The sequence below is a fragment of the Pseudomonas sp. FW507-12TSA genome (assembly GCF_058781435.1).
This window is the reverse complement of record NZ_JBYSWT010000055.1, coordinates 1-17345: the sequence shown is the minus strand read 5'-3', so window position 1 is coordinate 17345 and position 17345 is coordinate 1. Positions and strand designations below refer to the sequence as shown.

Genomic DNA, 17345 nt, shown 5'->3' with positions numbered 1-17345 from the left:
GAGTTACGGGCAGGTGCGGGGTGAGCAATGGAAGTTCAAGGGCGACAAACCGCTGTACAGCATCGACTCGAACAATGTCGCGCAGTATGCGAGCAAGCTGTCCCCCGGCCAGCTTGAACTGTTCAAGAAGATTCCAGGCTATCGCATGGATATCTACCAGACCCGCCGTACCTGCGGTGCTCCGGATTTCGTGGTCGAGAACACCCGGCAAAACCTGGGTTACGCCAAGCTCGACGCCACAGGGATTGCCCTCGAGGAAGCCCATGTGCCGGGCATCCCGTTTCCCTTGCCCAGTACCGGTGCTGAGGTCATGTGGAACATGAAGATGCGCTACCGGGGGCTGGGTGTCGAAATTCCCAAAAGCATCTCAGGCATATCGCCGCGCAAGGGCGGCGACTGGTTGCGTCAGATGACGGACACCTTCTTCTTCACGCCCTGGGGAAAGAAAGGGAGTGCATTGTTTTCGTCCGTTGGTCGTCTGGAATACGCCACGTTTAACATTTACCAGGAGCCAGCGGCACTGGCCGGTCAGGCGGGGGTGCAGTCGACCGTAGCCGGCGAGCAGGCCACCACCTTCTACTACTTCCCCGGTCAGCGTCGTGTGCGGCGCATGCCGTCCTACTCCTACGACGCACCGCAGATCGGGTTGGACAATCAGTACACCGTCGATGAAGTGAACGTGTTTTTCGGAGCCATGGATCGCTTCGATTGGAAGCTGATCGGCAAGCAGGAACTGCTGGTGCCCTATAACGCCTTTGGTGCCTACGACACCGCCGCCAAGGCTGACGTGTTCGCGGGTAACCATTCAATCGCGCCGCAATCGCGCCGCTACGAACTGCATCGTGTCTGGGTGGTCGAGGCCAATGTTCGTCAAGGCATGCGCCACCAGGCGCCCAAACGCCTGTTCTACATCGACGAAGACAGCTGGAACCCATTGCTGGCCGTTGACTATGACAAACAGGGACAGATCTGGAAGGTGCGTGAAGGGTTCTCGATCCCTGTCTACGAGACGGGCGCGTGCGATGTCCAGGCGCAAGTCCAGTACAACCTGATCGACGACCGTTATCTCTTCGACATGACCTCGATCGGGGCCGGCAAGAGCGATATCCGCTGGCTCACCGAGGACAGTGGCAACCCCCGCCTGAAACGTGACTTCTTTACCTCCGATAACTTGCGAGCCATCAGCGAGCGCTAAAAACCGACGTCAGATCGAGAGCCAGCATGAAAAAAATAATTATCAAAGCTTCAGGCCTTGTCATCGCGTGCACAGCCCCATTGGCGATGGGGTTCACATTTGAAACCGAAACTGTCCATGGCTCCTTCGACTCCACCATTACCGCGGGCATGGGACTGCGCACGGAGTCGCGGGGTTGCAACCTGATCAACCAGGGCGTCAGCGGGCACAATGCGCCCTCGGGCTGCCTGGCACAGACCTCGGGTGTCGCCGACCAGGGCGACTTGAACTACGACCGTGGCGATCTATTCACCAACTACCTCAAAGGTACCCATGAACTGCTGCTGAAGATGCCCGAGGACGTCACCTTCATGGCCCGGGGCAGCTGGATTCGAGACTTTGCCGCAACCGATACCACCGGTACCCGTTCATTCAACACCCCCGAGGGTGTAGGCAGCGACGGCCTGAGCAGCGCTGCTCGTGACGACCTCAAGTTCAAGACCCGATTGCTCGATCTATGGGTGAGCAAAGGCTTCGACATCGGTGATCAGCGCGTCCGGGCGCGCTTGGGTAACCAGGTGATCAACTGGGGCGAAAGCCTGTTCGTGACTGGAGGGATCAACAACACCAACGCCTATGATTATCAAGCCTTGGCGCGTCCCGGTGTCCAGCTCAAAGAAGCCGTGCTGCCGGCGCCAATGCTCAGCGTCGCCTCGGGCCTGGGTTATGGCCTGAATATCGAGGCTTATTATCAGTTCGGTTGGAACAAGAGTGAATTGCCACCGGTGGGCAGTTATTGGTCCACCAACAATGGCCTGGGCAAGGGCATGGGGACCTACGGCTTCAACGACAAGAAGGCCCGCGATAGCGGCCAATGGGGTATTTCGCTGCGCTGGCAGCCGGAGGACAGCGACGTCAACTATGGGCTCTACGTGATGCGTTACCACGACAAGTTGCCGTCATTGAGCGTGGCGCTGCTTGATCCGAACACCTTTGCGGTGTCGCCGACCTGGAGGTATCAGGAAGATCGCATGCTCTATGGCATCAGCGCCAACATGCCGATCGGTGACTGGGCCGTAGGAACGGAGCTATCGTACCGCCCCAAGGATTCCGTGCCGCTCAACCCCGTTATCGACCTGTGCGCGAACAACGGCGGCAAATGCTGGAAGGACGAAAAGAAATTCCAGTGGCACCTCACAGGCCTGTATAGCTTCACGCCTTCCAACTCCCCGACGCTGCTGGATTTCACCAGGGCCAGCACCGGCACCTTGCTCACCGAGCTGGTGGTGATCAAGTACCCGGGGCTGCACAAGGAGGTGAACGGCGAGCCGATTTCCGCTGGCCTGAATACCTGGCAGCTGGACCCCGCGACATCCCCCAAGGCCTATGGCGACAAGACCTCGTCAGGGATCAACATGGACCTCAGCTTGACCTACGACGGTACTTTGGTGCCGGGCTGGCAAGTCACGCCAGGGATCTTCTACTCGCGGTCGCTGGGAGGGCGCACCCCTAATATCAACGCAACCTTCACCGAAGGCGCCAGCAACATGAATCTCTACCTGAACTTCGTACGAAATCCGGCCAGTTGGCAGATTTCCCTCAACTACGCGAAGTTCATGGGCGGCGATACCCCTTACGACCAGCTGTACCGTGACCGAGACTATGTCGGCCTCGCGATCTCCCGCACCCTGTGAGGCCTAGCGTGAACGGTTCTTTGAGATTCTCTGAAATGCCGGCGCGTGGCGTGCTGTCACGCGTCGAAGGTGCCTTCTTCGGGCATCGTCGGCTGGTGCTGGGGAGCCTGGCCGTTTTCACCTTGATCATGGTGTGGTTCGCCGTGCAATTGCGCATGGATGCCGGCTTCGAGAAGCAATTGCCCATAGGCCACGAATACATCAACACATTCGAAACCTACCGCAATGACCTGATGGGAGCGAACCGACTGACCATAGTGGTCAAGGCGCGCAACGGTGATATCTGGAGCGCTGCGGGCCTGAAGCGGCTCTACGACGTTACCCAGGCGATCACCTTCCTTCCCGGTGTGTCGCGCAGCAGTGTGCGTTCGCTGTGGACGCCCAATGCCTTCGTCAACGAGATCACCGAAGAGGGCTTTCGTGCCGACCCATTGGTGCCGGGAACGGTTACACCCGAGCGTCTGGATGATGAAATCATCGCAACGATCGCCAGCTCCAGTGTTCAAGGCGGTTTCATCGGCACCCTGGTTTCTCGCGACCAGGGGAGCGCGATGATTACTGCGGAGCTCAATGAGTTCGACGCCAATGGTGCCCACTTGGACTATGTGGCGTTCAACCATGAGCTGGAGAAACAGATCCGCCAGCCGTTCGAGGATGGTGATTTTGAAATCCAGATGATTGGTTTTGCCAAGCAGATCGGCGACATCGCCGACGGTGCTTCGGCGGTGCTGGAGTTCTGCCTGCTGGCACTGCTGCTGACCGCCGCTGCAGTTTATTGGTACTGCCATTCGCTGCGTTTTACCGCACTGGCCCTGGTCTGCTCACTGGCTTCGCTGGTATGGCAATTCGGCAGTCTGCGCCTGCTGGGCTATGGCCTCGATCCGCTGGCGGTGCTGGTGCCGTTCCTGGTATTTGCCATCGGGGTTTCCCATGGCGTGCAGCAAATCAACTTCATCGTTCGTGAAATTGCCCTGGGCAAGAGTGCCGAGGAGGCGGCGCGCTCAAGTTTCACCGGCTTGTTGATTCCCGGAACCCTGGCATTGGTAACGGCGCTGGTGTCCTTCGTGACCCTGCTGCTGATCCCCATTCCCATGGTGCGGGAGCTGGCCATCACGGCATCCCTTGGCGTGGCCTTCAAGATCATCACCAATCTGCTGATGCTGCCTTTGGTGGCGTCGTTGCTGCGGGTGGATGACAAGTACGCCAAGGCCCAGGAAATCTCCCGGCAGCGCCGTAGCCGCTGGCTGCACGGCCTGAGCCGGCTCGCCGAGTGGCGCAATGCGCAGTGGGTGCTTGGCGTTGCCCTGGCGCTGTTCCTGGTGGCGATCTGGCAGAGCAATGACCGGGTCGTTGGCACACTGCAGGCCGGAGCACCGGAGCTGCGTGAAGACTCGCGCTTCAATCGGGATGCCGTCTCCATCGCCAGTAACTATGACATCGGCCTGGATTGGCTCAGTGTGGTATTCGAAGTCAGTCGGGACACGTCCGGCGACGCCAGCCAGGCTGGCTGCGAGGATGTCGCCCTGGGCCAATACCAGGATCGTTTTGTCTGGGCCATGCAGGGGGTACCCGGGGTGCTGTCGGTGGCCTCCTTTTCCTCCTACATGCGCCAGTTCAACGAGGGCTACAACGAAGGCAATCCGAAGATGGGCGCGGTGCCCATCGACCCGGTGAACTACGCTGCGCTGGCCACCGAAGTTGCGCGCACTCCCGGGCTGATGCGTTCCGACTGCAGCATGTCCGCGGTGCACCTGTATCTGGCCGATCACAAGGCCACCACGATCAACCGGGTGGTGGAGGCGGCCAAGGCCTTTAGAAGCGAGCATCCGCAGCCAGGGGTTGCGGTGCGCCTCGCTTCAGGCAACGCGGGGGTTCTGGCGGCCATCAACGAAGAAGTGGAGAAAAGCGAAACCCCGATGCTGCTGTATGTGTATGCCGCCATTGCCTTGCTGGTATTTGTCGTCTATCGCGACTGGCGAGCGGTGTTGATCTGCTGTCTGCCTCTGACCATTGGCACCTTCATTGGCTACTGGTTCATGAAGGAGCTGCAGATCGGCCTGACTATCGCCACCTTGCCGGTGATGGTGCTGGCAGTGGGAATCGGGGTCGATTACGCCTTCTACATCTACAACCGATTGCAGCTCCACCAAGCCTATGGTCAGCCCATCACCAAAGCCGTCGAGCATGCGTTGCTCGAGGTTGGCATGGCCACCATCTTTACCGCGATTACCCTGGCAATCGGCGTCGCTACCTGGGCGTTCTCCGACCTCAAGTTTCAGGCCGACATGGGCAAGCTGCTGGCCTTCATGTTCATCGTCAATATGGTCATGGCCATGACTGTGTTGCCGGCCTTTGCGGTCTGGCTGGAGCGGGTGTTCCCGCGCAGGCGCCCCGTGCGGATGATCGGCGTGCTCGTGCACTGAGGAGAGAATCATGCGTTATGGCTGTTTATTGATCGGTGTTTTGTTCGCCACAGTTGTGCTGCCGTTGTCTCTGCAAGCATCGCCGTTACCGGCCGTGCCGGCGGTGCAGTCGAGCATTGCCACACAGGCGACCATGCTGGATGCCGCATGGGCTGGAGAACGGCTGGTTGCCGTCGGCGATCACGGTATAGTGCTGCTGTCCGACGATCACGGGAAAAGCTTCCGCCAGGCCAGCTCGGTGCCGCTGTCCACACCGCTCACGGGGGTGTCTTTCGTCGACGCCAGCCACGGCTGGGCGGTTGGCCATTGGGGAGCGATTCTGGTGACTGCGGACGGTGGTGAATCCTGGCAGATCCAGCGCCTGTCCAGTGAAGAGGATCGTCCTCTGTTCGCGGTGCATTTCTTCAATACTCAGCAGGGTGTTGCAGTGGGTCTTTGGGCCCTGGTACTGATCACCGAAGATGGCGGGCTGACCTGGAAGGAGCAGCACCTGCAGGCGCCGCCAGGTTCAAAGAAGGCTGACCTCAACTTGATGGGGCTGTTTGCCGATCGCCAGGGCCAGCTTTATGCAACTGCTGAGCGCGGGCTGGTCCTGCGCTCCAATGATCAAGGACGAAGCTGGAAATACCTGAGTACCGGCTATGAAGGCACTCTTTGGTCCGGCGCGGTACTTGCCGATGGCAGCCTGCTGCTAGGGGGCCAGCGAGGGACGCTGTTGCAGGGTTCTGCCGAGGGCAAGGACTTCCGTAGATTGCCCACACAAAGCAAAGGCTCGGTCACCAGCGTGGTGGTTTCAGGTACTAAGGTGCTGGCAGTCGGGCTGGATGGGTTGATGCTGGTGAGTAACGATGCCGGCCACAGTTTCGCAGAAAGCCAGTCGGTTGAAGGGCTTTCTCTGACAGCGGCGCTACTCAGCCCGGAGGGTTCGCCGGTGCTGTTCTCGCGACGTGGCGTCGTGGCTGAACACCAGTAGCGGGAGGTCTCGCTAAAGGCTGGACGTTGCAAGTCTGCGTCCGGCCAGGGCAATTGGAAGAAGTTCGAGGGGAGGGGAGACACCTTCCCCTCGAACCCGCGGCATCAGTCAGAGCTTGAGATATTCCGCCAGGTCGGTGTAGTTATGTTGCCAGAGACCCGGGCTGCCATTGGGATACTGCGAGCGGAAACCGATGATCTTTTGCACGCGAGGAGACAGAGTCCTGACCACCTCCAGAGGAACGATCAGCGGGTAGGCTTCCTCGGGAGTGAGAATCGAAGCCTGCAGCGGAATCGTCAGCCCGCGGCGGTATTGGTCGGTTGTTAGGTTAGCCCCACCCCCGTGAACGACTTTTCCGCCAAACAGCACCGCGTCACCGGCTTTCAACTCGACCGGAATGGTCATCTCGGGCGACCCCACATCTTCGAAGTTATCCCAGTTCTGGCTTCCTGGAATCACCCGCGTAGCGCCATTTTCCTCAGTGAAGTCCGTCAGCGCCAACATCAGGTTGGTGATAGCGCGGGGTGCATTCTTGTTCATGGCAACGAATGGGTAATATTGGGCCATGTCTCGATGCAGCATTTGTGCTTTATTGCCGGGACCGATTTCTATCAGTTGAGCCGTTGTCAGCCACCAGTCGCCACACTCTTGCTCGAAAAGTACTCGTCCCATCTCGTGGAAGAGATCGTCATCGAGGATTTCCTTACGAAAGGTCTTGCTGTAGGTGATGAGGTTGGTCAGTCTCTTTGTTTGTTGGCCATGAAACTCTGCAATCAACTCATGTTCATGTTTGGAACCTGCATCCAGCGCAGCAAGCGGCGCTTCCAGTTCGTCGTTGATTCGTACCACTTGCTCGGCAGTCATGAAGTTTCGAATGATCACCGCTCCGGCCTGATCACTCAGCGAAACAATCTCCTGCGCTGAAGTCGATCTGCTTGCAACGGGCAAACTTGTGACGAAACCTTGTTGGCTAGACATTGAAAACTCCAAATAACAGGAACACTTCGGGTGCAGGCGAGTTCATTGGTAGTGACAAATCAGCGTGCATCACTGAACCCGCCCATGGTTACGATCGTTACTGCACCAAACGCAAAACTAACTTGGAGAAACATCGTGCCTCCTTATATTTTTTTTGCTCAGGCAGTGAGTTCATGCTATTTTTTCCAGGGCTTTTAGCCAAGATACAAAGTGCACTTGTATTAGTTGTATTTTGGGTTGATTTGCACCTTGAATGGACAGCCTCCATCCCCCAGGGCAGGCGCTTCGGAGTCGTTCCCAAGCCCATGCGCAAGAGTTCGCCCGCAGTGGGCTTTCCGACCATAGATATCGGCAATTTATTGTGAGGAATCTTGAATGCTGCCTGTAACTCCAGCAGAAGAGCGTCGTTTTGCATTCGAGGCACGTCGCTTGGCAATAGAAACGCTTGTAAAGATTTACCTTGAGCAAGTTTCGGTTTCAAGAGGGCTGGTTACAGTCTATCTACGCTTGATGTTTACCTTGTCACTTGGTGCTTTGGCTGGGGTGGTAACCCTGTATGGCGCCATACTCCGCTTTAGTGTTTCCGCCAGTCTTGACATGATCACTCTGTTAGAGGCAACAAGTGCTGTCATGGCACTTGGTGCACTTGTCACGTCCGCTTTGCTCTCGGCTCGAGCGCTGCAGCAAAGCGCTTTTGACGTAGCACCATTCTTGCGTGATCCATTCCCGAATGCCGGTTCCGTAATTGACTCTATCTTTCAGTCAAAAGAGCTCGACGAGCAGCAAATAGTCGATCGGTTGTATTTCGCCATCGGTAAAATTGTCGAGCATCAACCTGTTCTTAGAGTGAGCACGCGACTGACAACAGTCCTGCTGATTCTTGGTTTGCTGCTGACTGGGGTGTCATTTCTGATATGACACTTTTTGTTCAATGACATTTATCCAGCGAAGATAACGGTTAGGGGCAGGAGGAGGACAGCGCCTTGTGCCAAGATAGCCGTGCCATAAGAGCATGGCGCATCCGCATAGCGTCTTAGTAGCTGTTCACCAGCAGTTTCAGCGCTTGGCAGGCTGTCTCGGTCTCGGTCTCCAAGCGTTCGAGGTCAGCATGGGCAGACCAGGCAAGGAGCAAGCCATCGAAGAGATTGATCAGCAGGCGGCTGATGGTGGTTAACGCGGTCTGATCCAACCCATCGTCGGTCATCTTTCGAATGGCCTGCTGGGTCGCTTCAATGGAAACGGCATAAATCTTCGTCGCCATTTCCGGGTTGTTGCGCAGGTTCCAGAAGAACAGCTCGAACTGTGTGCTAGCCCGTTCGGGGTGCAAGGTGAACCACTTGACTAGTTGGCGCAACATTTCCCCAATCGATTCCGCTGTCGTGGAGCCTTTCGGCACGTACTGCAGTGATTGCTGCGGCATGCTGATCAAGGACTCGTAGACCGCACAGAACAACTCGTCCTTGGTGTGGAAAACATAATGCAGCGAGGCCAGCGGAGAATCTGCTGCCGCCGCGATACGCCGTGTCGTGGCGTCGGCTATGCCGTACTCCGCGATCACCTTGATGGTGGCTTCAATAAAATCCTGTCTGCGCTCTTCAGCGCCTATCCGAGCCATTGAGCGTTCTCCTTTTTCGGTGTTGCCAGCAACCTTTGGTCCAGGGTTGACGGTGACGAATCCTATCGCAAGGTCATTCCCCAATCCATGAGGTGAGTCGATGCATTGCCGATGGCGAAAGTCAGCGCCCCCCTAGCCGGACATCGGAATTCACAGTTCTAACGGTGGTGCTGGAAAGGCATAAAAATCATAATCAACTGACTTGATCATATGACTATATTCGGTAAGTATAGAGTTCTCTCGCTGAGAGTGGAAGCAAGAGGGCGTTGCAGTGATAGGCAACATGGGGTGAGTCAGGCTGCCCCGGCTCACTGGATAGAACAATGACAAAACCAGACAGGTAGAAAGCAGATGGATACACGAAAACTCTCGACAGTCAGCAGCGATGCATCGGTCGAACAGGTGGTGGAGATCATCCTGCGTGACGGCGGGGTCATCATTTCCGATTTTGTCTCGCCCGCAACGCTGAAGTCCCTCACTGAAGAACTGGACGCCTACTTGGATGTCACGCCTTGCGGAATGGATCCCTATTTTGCCGGTACGCAAACCCGACGTGTCGGCCGCATCATCGGGCGAAGCGACACGGCCGTGGATGTGGCCCTGAGCCCATTGTTCATCGGGGCGGCGAGGAAAATCCTGCAGACACCTACCCATGTCTGGGTGGGTAGCGACCGCATCGAGATCGAGCCTGACATTCAACTCAGCATTACCCAAGCCATCCAGATTGGGCCGGGCCAAGGCCTGCAACCCCTGCACCGTGATGATGCCACTTCGTTATGGAGGCACCCCCAGTACGGACGTGAAGCCCGCCTGCAACTCATGCTGGCCATCTCGGATTTCACCGAAGAGAACGGGGCGACACGCGTCATTCCCGGTAGCCATCAATGGGATGACGAGCGCATGCCGACCCAGGAGGAGACCGTTGCCGCTGAAATGAAGGCAGGCTCCGCGCTGCTATGGATGGGGTCGGTCTATCACGGCGGTGGCGCCAATACCTCCTCGACTCCTCGTACCGGCCTGACAATGGCCTACGACCTGGCCTTCCTGCGCCTCGAAGAGAATCACTTCCTTTCCCTTCCCGTTGAGCGCGTTCGCCAGCTGCCGGCAGAGATGCAACGCCTGCTGGGCTGGAGTGTCAGCTCCACGCTGCTGGGCTGGGTGGAAGTCGATGGCCAGATGCGAGACCCGCACGAGCTCCTGGAGATGTCCACGTTCTCCGAGCCGGGAAAGGGCTTCTGACCATCCCGAGCAGCCATGAAGCGGCTCTATGTCGGGCCGAAGGCCTAGCTCTTTAACGCCTCTCGTGGCGGCTTTTCCAGGTCTCCCCCTTAGCTGTCGCCAAGGTACAAATTGCACAATTTCCCCCGATATCTTTGAGTGATGTGCACTTTCCATGACCAGTACGCCGTCCCTCTGGCCACGCCCCTCTGAAGCCGTTCGTGAGCTCATGCGCAAAGGCGCCGAGCTCGCACAGACGTTGCCACCGGAGTGGATTGAGCGCCTGAACCAGTCGCTTTTCTCTTCACCAGAAGATGCAAAACTATTGGAGGACCCGGTCATCCTGGCGGCGTGCCGGCGCGCCAATCGGGCAGAGTTACTGCACTGGGCGAGCGCCAATCTGCAGCGCCCTGGAGAGCCGGTTGAGCCCTACGTGTCTGCCGATATGGTGGACACGGCCAAGGAGCTGGCCCGCAGGGGGCTGTCTGAACTATTGATGAATGTCGCGAGGTCGGCGCAGAACACCGCTTGGGAACTTTGGATGAAGATGGCATTTAGCCTGACGCAGGATTCAGTGGTACTCGAGGAATTCCTGGAGGTCTCGTCGCGCTCTATCTCGGAATTCATCGACAACAACATGCGTGTTGTGACCCAGATAATCCTGGAGGAAAAGAACGCCCTGACCCATGACGATCATATCGACAAACGTACGTTGGTCAGTCGTTTGCTCGATGGCAGAGATGTGGACACCGAACAGTTCGCTAGGCGACTGGGTTACAGCCTTTTCCAGAAGCACCATGCCTGTCTCGTCTGGAGTGAAATCCCGGATGCAGAAATCCAGCCCCTGGAGGATATGGCACGCACTCTAGCGCACCTTACTGGCACGGTAGCGCCACTGATCGTATTCGCGGCCCCGGCAACTCTATGGCTTTGGATGAGTGCGGCAAAACCGTTGGACCTGAATGCACTGCAAGGCGTCGCTCACCAGTTTCCAAAAAATCGTGCGGCAATCGGTTCCCCGGGGATGGGGGTAAATGGCTTCCGCCGGTCACACCTGGAGGCCTTGACCACCCAACGATTGCTGGGGCGCTTGGCAGGTGCTCCCGCCGTCGCCACGATTGATCAAGTCAGGATGGTTTCACTGATGACCCAGGACCTCCGCGCCGCCAGAGAGTTTGTCTTGAGCATGTTGGGGCGGCTGGCTACGGAGCCCATGGTTCTTCAGCATTCGTTGCACGCCTTCCTGGCCAACGGCTGCAACATCACCCAGACCGCCGAAGAACTTGGCATGCATCGCAACACGTTACTGCGTCGGCTGGAGCGAGCTCAGGATCTGTTGCCCGTGCAACTTGCCGACCATCGTATTCAAATCGCCGCGGCTCTTGAGTTGGTGATTTGGAGCACACCATTAAACGACGATACGGAATAGGCCGTTGGCGCTGCACAGGTGCCTGAGAAGTAGGCCAGGCAGTCTCCGGGGCTGAGTATTAAATTTCTGCCTGCTAAGGCGCAACCGAGGAAGTAACAGATGCCGTACTCAATTGAAACGAAAGTTGGCGAATTGCTGGACAATAGCAAGACAAGCCAAATTATTGAAAAGCACTTGCCTGGTATCAACAAGCATCCGCAAATCGCCATGGCCCGTGGCTTTGCCTTAGCGACCGCGGCGAAATACTCTGGCGGGCTGATCTCCAAGAAGTCGCTAGAGGATATTGATAGCGACCTTAGATCTCTGGTCGACTAGTTACAGGGGGTGCTCTGATTTACTCATATATGTAGAGTTACTCAGTGCAGTCCACATAACCTGACGAGTGTTTCTCAGGTGATAACTGGTTGGTCGTGGCAACCAGTGAGAGGCAACTCTTCGACGATAACTGCCTGCGTTGAAGGGCACTTAACGGCCAAGACAGGTGCCATGGATGACCGCTTTCGGCCAAAAAGCGGTCTTTCCAGCTTTGTGACATTAGGGCAGCGTTATTGAAGCGCACCGAACGCGCGTCGTAATCGCTTTGACGTCGGGCGGTTCTCCTTCAATCTAATCCGATCGTTTGCTGGTGCAGTTGCTGTGTCTGGTTGATGCTTGCAATAACCTAGTGATGATCGAGCACGATATGTGCGCATTGGCCCACTCCGATGGGGGCGGCGGCGTGCGGCCGCATGCAGGTGACGCGGGTGAGTGGAGTTGTGGTGACCGCAGCGCCTCGGCAGGTTGTAATGGCCCCAGGAAGCTATGCTGTGAGCACTATGGGCAAGTACATCAACAGCCTCGGAGAAACTCGCTTTCTGAGCAAAAAGGCTTGGGGATGGAGGCCGCGAGGTAACAGATGCTGGATCTAGAGCTCGCGTAAATTGCCTTGCGGTGTGTACCGTCCATAGGATGGGGCCCATTTTAGGACATGATTTTAGGACATGGAAGTGCCTACGGAGCCTGGGGCGGCTCATACTCATCTGACAATGCTTCCCAAGCTTGTTGCGCTGGCATGCTCATTTCAAGCCAAATCTGGGTCAGCAGCAGAGCTACGAAGCAGGCTAAGCCGACGTCCAGGCTCAGATCAGTGATGTCTATTAGCTTGAAAATGGATACCAGAATTCCGAACAGGTAGACCTCGAGCATGCCCCATTCGCGCAGATGGTGATAACTGCGGTAAAGCACCGCGCCGCTGCGGCGCGCCACCTTAAACCGCAGGCTCAATAACACCAATAACTGGCTCAGCGGCTTGAGCAGCGGAATCGCCATGCTGCTGAGCAGAACCACTACTGCTACCCCTGGCATGTCGCTTTTAAATCACTCCAGACCGTTTCGTTGCGGGTTTGGCTGAGCAGAGTGAGGTGCATGATCGGCGAGAAATCGGCCGAGAGGTAGAGCAGCAGGGCAATTAGCACCAATGCGAAGCAGCGGCGTTGCCATTGCTGGTGATGCGCGGCCAGCAGCGCAAGCAACTAATGCCTCTAAGGGAAGGGCCGCCAGATTGTTGAAGTTGGTATTAGGCATTTAATAGGGCCTGAGGGAGCCTAGTCTAGGTTTCCATCCGAATATGAGAGCCTGCGCCGTAAAGGAATATCTGCGGCAGGATATGGGCGGTGTTGGCGCTGGCTGCGCGACCTCGTTGCTCAGCATCGACCATGCCATACACCAGACTGATGAACATTTCGGTAAGAATCGATGCGGTGATATCAATACGTAGTACGCCTTGCTGCTGGCCACGGAGAAAGAAAGTATCCAAAGCATACAAGTAGGAGTACCAAGGCGCGGCGTTAGGGCTTTCATCGAGGAAATCGGGCCGATATTGAACTACTAAAAATGCTAGCAGTTCGCGGTGTGCCAGGTGCTCGTTGATTAAGCGCTCAAGGGCAGAGAGAAATTCATCTTGCTGCAAGCGAGCATTGCCGATGATCTTCGTAAGTACCTCCTTAGCACGGCTTTCTAGTTTTTTCAAAAGGTTGTCCCGAGTGCCACAGAAGCGATGCAGAGTGGCTCTGCTCACCCCAACTACCTGCGCCAGTTCGGACATGGAAGCTCTTGGGTGATGAACTATCGCGGTGGTTAGCAGGCGTAACAGGCGCTCCTCCTGTGGGGACAAGGGAGTTGCCCTTTCTTGAGTGAACTTTCCAGATGCTTGCATAGGGCCGATTGGTTTCCGGAAGGATGAAGGCTGGGTCTTATTTTGATCATATGAATCAATATTGACTCAAAGTGGATTGAAAAGTACCATCCCGGCCGTTTTCAATCAAGCCTTAGGTGAGTCATGGGCAATTTTCGTGCAGTAAGAACGGCAGGGGCATTGGCAGTAGCCATCGCATTGGCAGGGTGTGGTCCGGCGAGCGAGCAGAGCCCTGTTGTGGAAACGGCGCGTCCTGTGGAAGTGCTGGCGGTGGTAAGCGAGCCTTTAGCACTTATTTCGGAATTGCCGGGGCGAGTTGAGCCAATGCGTGTAGCCGAGGTGCGGGCACGGGTGGCGGGGATCGTGCTGAAGAAGCGCTTCGAGGAAGGCGCCGACGTCAAGGCCGGCGATCTGTTGTTCCAGATCGATCCCGCGCCGCTCAAGGCAGCGGTGTCCCGTGCCGAGGGCGACCTGGCCCGGGCCCAGGCCGGGATGAAGGAGGCCCAGGCGCGGGTCAAACGCTATGAGACACTGGTGAAGATCGAAGCGGTCAGCCAGCAGGACTACGACAAAGCCAGTGCCGACTTGCACAGCGCCCAGGCAGCGACCCGCTCGGCCCAGGCAGACCTGGAAACCGCGCGCCTGAACCTGGGGTACACCTCGGTCATCGCGCCGATCTCTGGCCGAGTCGGACGTGCACTGGTAACCGAAGGCGCCCTGGTTGGCCAGGGCGAAGCGACCCTGATGGCGCGCATCCAGCAGTTGGACCCGATCTACGCAGATTTCACCCAGACCGCCGCCGATGCGTTGCGTCTACGTGAAGCCCTTAAGAATGGGACCTTGGCCACTGATCCGCAGCAGAGCCTGTCTGTAAGAATTGAAGGCACTTCGTATGAGCGTAGAGGGAAGCTGCTTTTCACAGATGTTGCGGTGGACCCTGGTACGGGTCAAGTGACTCTACGCGGTCAGTTTGATAACCGCGACGGTAATCTGCTGCCAGGTATGTATGTACGTGTCAACACTCCACAGGGGACCGATAGCCAGGCTGTTTTAGTGCCGCAGCGGGCTGTGCAACGTAGTCCGGATGGCAGTGCCTTCGTGTTGTTGATGGGCGACGACGGCCGTGCTCAGTCACGTCAAGTGCAGACCGGTGTTATGCAGGGAGCACGCTGGCAGATTCGTGATGGCTTGAAAGCCGGTGACCGGGTGATCACTAGTGGCTTGGCTGGCCTGCAGCCTGGAGCCAAGGTCGAGCCCAAGAGTGTCACTGCCACCCCCCCAGAGCCGCAGAAGTAAGGGCGTAGTTGCCGCGAGGATTTTTCGATGTCGAATTTTTTCATCAGGCGTCCTAACTTTGCTTGGGTGGTCGCGCTGTTTATCTCACTGTTCGGGTTGCTAGTTATCTCCAAGTTACCGGTGGCCCAATACCCTAACGTTGCACCACCGCAGATCACAGTTACAGCCACGTATCCGGGTGCTTCGGCAAAGGTACTGGTTGAGTCGGTGACCAGCATTCTTGAGGAGTCACTCAACGGCACTAAGGGTTTGCTCTATTTCGAATCGACCAACAACTCCAACGGTACCGCTGAGATCGTCGTTACATTTGAACCTGGTACCGATCCTGACCTGGCCCAGGTTGATGTGCAGAACCGCCTGAAGAAAGCCGAGGCGCGCATGCCCCAGGCCGTACTCACCCAGGGCTTGCAGGTCGAACAGACCAGCGCCGGCTTCCTGTTGATCTACGCCCTGAATTACAAGGAAGGTGCCGAGCGCGGCGATACCATTGCTCTCGGTGATTACGCCGCGCGTAACATCAACAATGAACTGCGCCGCTTGCCCGGCGTTGGCAAGTTGCAGTTCTTCTCTTCTGAAGCGGCGATGCGGGTCTGGATCGATCCGCAGAAGCTGGTGGGCTATGGTCTGTCCATCGAAGACGTGAGCAGCGCCATCCGTGGACAGAACGTGCAGGTTCCGGCCGGCGCCTTCGGCAGCACACCGGGCAACAGTGCCCAGGAATTGACTGCAACCTTGGCGGTCAAGGGGGTTCTGGACAATCCGCAGGAGTTTGGTGAGATTATCCTGCGGGCCAATCAGGACGGCTCCATGGTCAAGCTTGCCGACGTCGCACGTCTGGAGTTAGGCCAGGAAAATTACAACATTTCCTCACGTCTGGATGGTACTCCGGCAGTCGGTGGAGCGATTCAATTATCGCCGGGCGCCAACGCCATCCAGACCGCGACGCTGGTCAAGGAGCGCCTGGCCGAACTGTCGCAGTTTTTCCCTAGTGATGTGCAGTACTCCGTACCCTACGACACCTCGCGTTTCGTCGACGTGGCCATCGAGAAGGTGATCCACACCCTGATCGAAGCCATGGTCTTGGTGTTCCTGGTGATGTTCCTGTTCCTGCAGAACGTGCGCTATACCCTGATTCCATCCATCGTAGTGCCCGTGTGCCTGCTCGGTACCCTGGCCGTGATGTACCTGCTGGGCTTCTCGGTGAACATGATGACCATGTTCGGCATGGTGCTGGCCATCGGCATCCTGGTGGACGACGCCATCGTGGTGGTGGAGAACGTCGAGCGGATCATGGCCGAGGAGGGGCTGTCCCCGACCGACGCGACGATCAAGGCGATGAAGCAGGTATCCGGCGCCATCGTCGGTATCACCCTGGTACTGTCCGCGGTGTTCATGCCGCTGGCCTTCATGAGCGGTTCGGTGGGCGTCATCTACCAGCAGTTCTCGGTATCCCTGGCGATCTCGATCCTGTTCTCCGGCTTCCTGGCCCTGACCTTCACCCCGGCGCTGTGCGCCACGCTTCTCAAGCCGGTCCCCGAAGGGCATCACGAAAAACGTGGTTTCTTCGGTGCCTTCAACCGTGGTTTTACCCGCGTGACCGAGCGCTACTCGGTGCTCAACGGTGCGTTGGTCAAACGTGCCGGGCGTTTTATGCTGATCTACGGCGGTATTGTCGCTCTGCTCGGCTACAGTTACCTTCGATTACCGGAAGCTTTTGTGCCCACTGAAGATCTGGGTTACATGTTGGTTGATGTGCAACTGCCACCCGGCGCCAGCCGTGCGCGCACAAACGCCACCGGTGAACAGCTGGAAACCTATCTCAAGTCCCGTGAGGCCGTCTCCTCGGCATTCGTGATTTCGGGCTTCAGCTTTTCTGGTCAAGGTGATAATGCGGCGTTGGCTTTCCCGACATTTAGGGATTGGTCCGAACGCGATGCGCATCAATCGGCTATGGCTGAAGTAGCGGCACTGAACGAGCATTTCGCCATCTCCGACGACGGTACCGTCATGGCGGTCTCGCCACCACCGATCAATGGCTTGGGCAATTCCGGTGGTTTCGCCCTGCGCTTGATGGACCGTGGCGGTTTGGGCCGCGAGGCCTTGTTGCAGGCACGGGATACGCTGCTGGGCCAAATCAACGGCAATCCGAAATTCCTCTACGGGATGATGGAGGGCCTGTCCGAGGCACCGCAGTTGCGCCTGGTGATCGACCGCGAAAAAGCCCGGGCCCAAGGCGTCAACTTCGAGAGCATTAGCTCCACCCTGTCCTCGGCCTTCGGTTCCAACGTGGTCAATGACTTCACCAACGCCGGTCGCCAGCAACGGGTGGTGATCCAGGCCGAGCAGGGCGCGCGGATGACTCCGGAAAGCGT

At 57.4% G+C, this 17345-nt stretch carries 13 protein-coding genes and 1 pseudogene; 10 read left to right on the top strand and 4 right to left on the bottom strand.

The window, feature by feature from the left end; all coding sequences use genetic code 11:
- The 4 genes from AC3WK8_RS31560 to AC3WK8_RS31545 form a co-directional block, all read left to right on the top strand.
- Positions 1–1195, top strand: a 1195-nt coding sequence (locus AC3WK8_RS31560; RefSeq protein ID WP_256592457.1) for a DUF1329 domain-containing protein, incomplete at its 5' end; no start/stop codon positions are given.
- A 26-nt stretch (positions 1196–1221) separates the two neighbouring features.
- Positions 1222–2868 (top strand): DUF1302 domain-containing protein, encoded by a 1647-nt coding sequence (locus AC3WK8_RS31555; protein ID WP_310650577.1) that lies wholly within the window; start codon positions 1222–1224, stop codon positions 2866–2868.
- Between the two features lie 35 nt (positions 2869–2903).
- Positions 2904–5291 carry an efflux RND transporter permease subunit gene (locus tag AC3WK8_RS31550; protein WP_085600242.1) on the top strand — a complete coding sequence of 796 codons (2388 nt, stop codon included), beginning with the start codon at positions 2904–2906 and terminating at the stop codon, positions 5289–5291.
- A gap of 10 nt (positions 5292–5301) precedes the next feature.
- The gene (locus tag AC3WK8_RS31545) at positions 5302–6264 is read left to right on the top strand and encodes a WD40/YVTN/BNR-like repeat-containing protein (protein ID WP_085600240.1); all 963 of its coding nucleotides are present in this window, start codon (positions 5302–5304) and stop codon (positions 6262–6264) included.
- A gap of 108 nt (positions 6265–6372) precedes the next feature.
- Here the strand turns inward: AC3WK8_RS31545 and AC3WK8_RS31540 are convergent, their stop codons facing one another.
- On the bottom strand, positions 6373–7242 hold the full coding sequence (locus AC3WK8_RS31540) for a phytanoyl-CoA dioxygenase family protein (protein ID WP_085600238.1): 870 nt from the start codon (positions 7240–7242) through the stop codon (positions 6373–6375).
- A 375-nt stretch (positions 7243–7617) separates the two neighbouring features.
- Between AC3WK8_RS31540 and AC3WK8_RS31535 the strand changes: the two genes are divergently transcribed.
- Entirely contained in the window at positions 7618–8160 is a 543-nt protein-coding gene (locus AC3WK8_RS31535) for a hypothetical protein (RefSeq protein ID WP_085600236.1), read from the top strand.
- Positions 8161–8275: 115 nt separating this feature from the next.
- Here AC3WK8_RS31535 and AC3WK8_RS31530 read toward each other — a convergent pair whose 3' ends face one another.
- A complete protein-coding gene (locus AC3WK8_RS31530) occupies positions 8276–8857 on the bottom strand; it encodes a TetR/AcrR family transcriptional regulator (protein ID WP_085600233.1) in 582 nt (193 codons plus the stop codon).
- 351 nt (positions 8858–9208) lie between these two features.
- Between AC3WK8_RS31530 and AC3WK8_RS31525 the strand changes: the two genes are divergently transcribed.
- The 3 genes from AC3WK8_RS31525 (at position 9209) to AC3WK8_RS31515 (ending at position 11819) form a co-directional block, all read left to right on the top strand.
- Complete coding sequence (locus AC3WK8_RS31525; protein ID WP_085600231.1) at positions 9209–10096, top strand: phytanoyl-CoA dioxygenase family protein; 888 nt, start codon at positions 9209–9211, stop codon at positions 10094–10096.
- A gap of 154 nt (positions 10097–10250) precedes the next feature.
- The gene (locus tag AC3WK8_RS31520) at positions 10251–11504 is read left to right on the top strand and encodes a PucR family transcriptional regulator (RefSeq protein WP_207245211.1); all 1254 of its coding nucleotides are present in this window, start codon (positions 10251–10253) and stop codon (positions 11502–11504) included.
- Positions 11505–11603: 99 nt separating this feature from the next.
- On the top strand, positions 11604–11819 hold the full coding sequence (locus AC3WK8_RS31515) for a hypothetical protein (RefSeq protein ID WP_085600227.1): 216 nt from the start codon (positions 11604–11606) through the stop codon (positions 11817–11819).
- Positions 11820–12494: 675 nt separating this feature from the next.
- Here the strand turns inward: AC3WK8_RS31515 and AC3WK8_RS31510 are convergent.
- Together AC3WK8_RS31510 and AC3WK8_RS31505 are read right to left on the bottom strand one after the other, a co-directional pair.
- Positions 12495–13015 (bottom strand): annotated as a pseudogene (locus AC3WK8_RS31510) (paraquat-inducible protein A).
- Between the two features lie 77 nt (positions 13016–13092).
- Positions 13093–13698, bottom strand: coding sequence for a TetR/AcrR family transcriptional regulator (locus tag AC3WK8_RS31505; RefSeq protein ID WP_085600225.1), 606 nt, complete (start codon positions 13696–13698; stop codon positions 13093–13095).
- Between the two features lie 123 nt (positions 13699–13821).
- Here AC3WK8_RS31505 and AC3WK8_RS31500 point away from each other — a divergent pair, with 123 nt between their 5' ends.
- Together AC3WK8_RS31500 and AC3WK8_RS31495 are read left to right on the top strand one after the other, a co-directional pair.
- Positions 13822–14973: a MexC family multidrug efflux RND transporter periplasmic adaptor subunit gene (locus AC3WK8_RS31500; RefSeq protein ID WP_085600223.1), complete on the top strand. Its 1152-nt coding sequence runs from the start codon at positions 13822–13824 to the stop codon at positions 14971–14973.
- A 27-nt stretch (positions 14974–15000) separates the two neighbouring features.
- On the top strand, positions 15001–17345 hold a 2345-nt coding region (locus AC3WK8_RS31495), incomplete at its 3' end, for an efflux RND transporter permease subunit (RefSeq protein ID WP_103327110.1).

Bases quoted from the DNA above. Each gene is read 5' to 3' on its own strand.
- AC3WK8_RS31520 (WP_207245211.1), top strand. From the start codon at position 10,251: ATGACCAGTACGCCGTCCCTCTGGCCACGCCCCTCTGAAGCCGTTCGT.
- AC3WK8_RS31500 (WP_085600223.1), top strand. From the start codon at position 13,822: ATGGGCAATTTTCGTGCAGTAAGAACGGCAGGGGCATTGGCAGTAGCC.
- AC3WK8_RS31550 (WP_085600242.1), top strand. From the start codon at position 2,904: ATGCCGGCGCGTGGCGTGCTGTCACGCGTCGAAGGTGCCTTCTTCGGG.
- AC3WK8_RS31515 (WP_085600227.1), top strand. From the start codon at position 11,604: ATGCCGTACTCAATTGAAACGAAAGTTGGCGAATTGCTGGACAATAGC.
- AC3WK8_RS31530 (WP_085600233.1), bottom strand. From the start codon at position 8,857: ATGGCTCGGATAGGCGCTGAAGAGCGCAGACAGGATTTTATTGAAGCC.
- AC3WK8_RS31555 (WP_310650577.1), top strand. From the start codon at position 1,222: ATGAAAAAAATAATTATCAAAGCTTCAGGCCTTGTCATCGCGTGCACA.
- AC3WK8_RS31540 (WP_085600238.1), bottom strand. From the start codon at position 7,242: ATGTCTAGCCAACAAGGTTTCGTCACAAGTTTGCCCGTTGCAAGCAGA.
- AC3WK8_RS31535 (WP_085600236.1), top strand. From the start codon at position 7,618: ATGCTGCCTGTAACTCCAGCAGAAGAGCGTCGTTTTGCATTCGAGGCA.
- AC3WK8_RS31525 (WP_085600231.1), top strand. From the start codon at position 9,209: ATGGATACACGAAAACTCTCGACAGTCAGCAGCGATGCATCGGTCGAA.
- AC3WK8_RS31505 (WP_085600225.1), bottom strand. From the start codon at position 13,698: ATGCAAGCATCTGGAAAGTTCACTCAAGAAAGGGCAACTCCCTTGTCC.
- AC3WK8_RS31545 (WP_085600240.1), top strand. From the start codon at position 5,302: ATGCGTTATGGCTGTTTATTGATCGGTGTTTTGTTCGCCACAGTTGTG.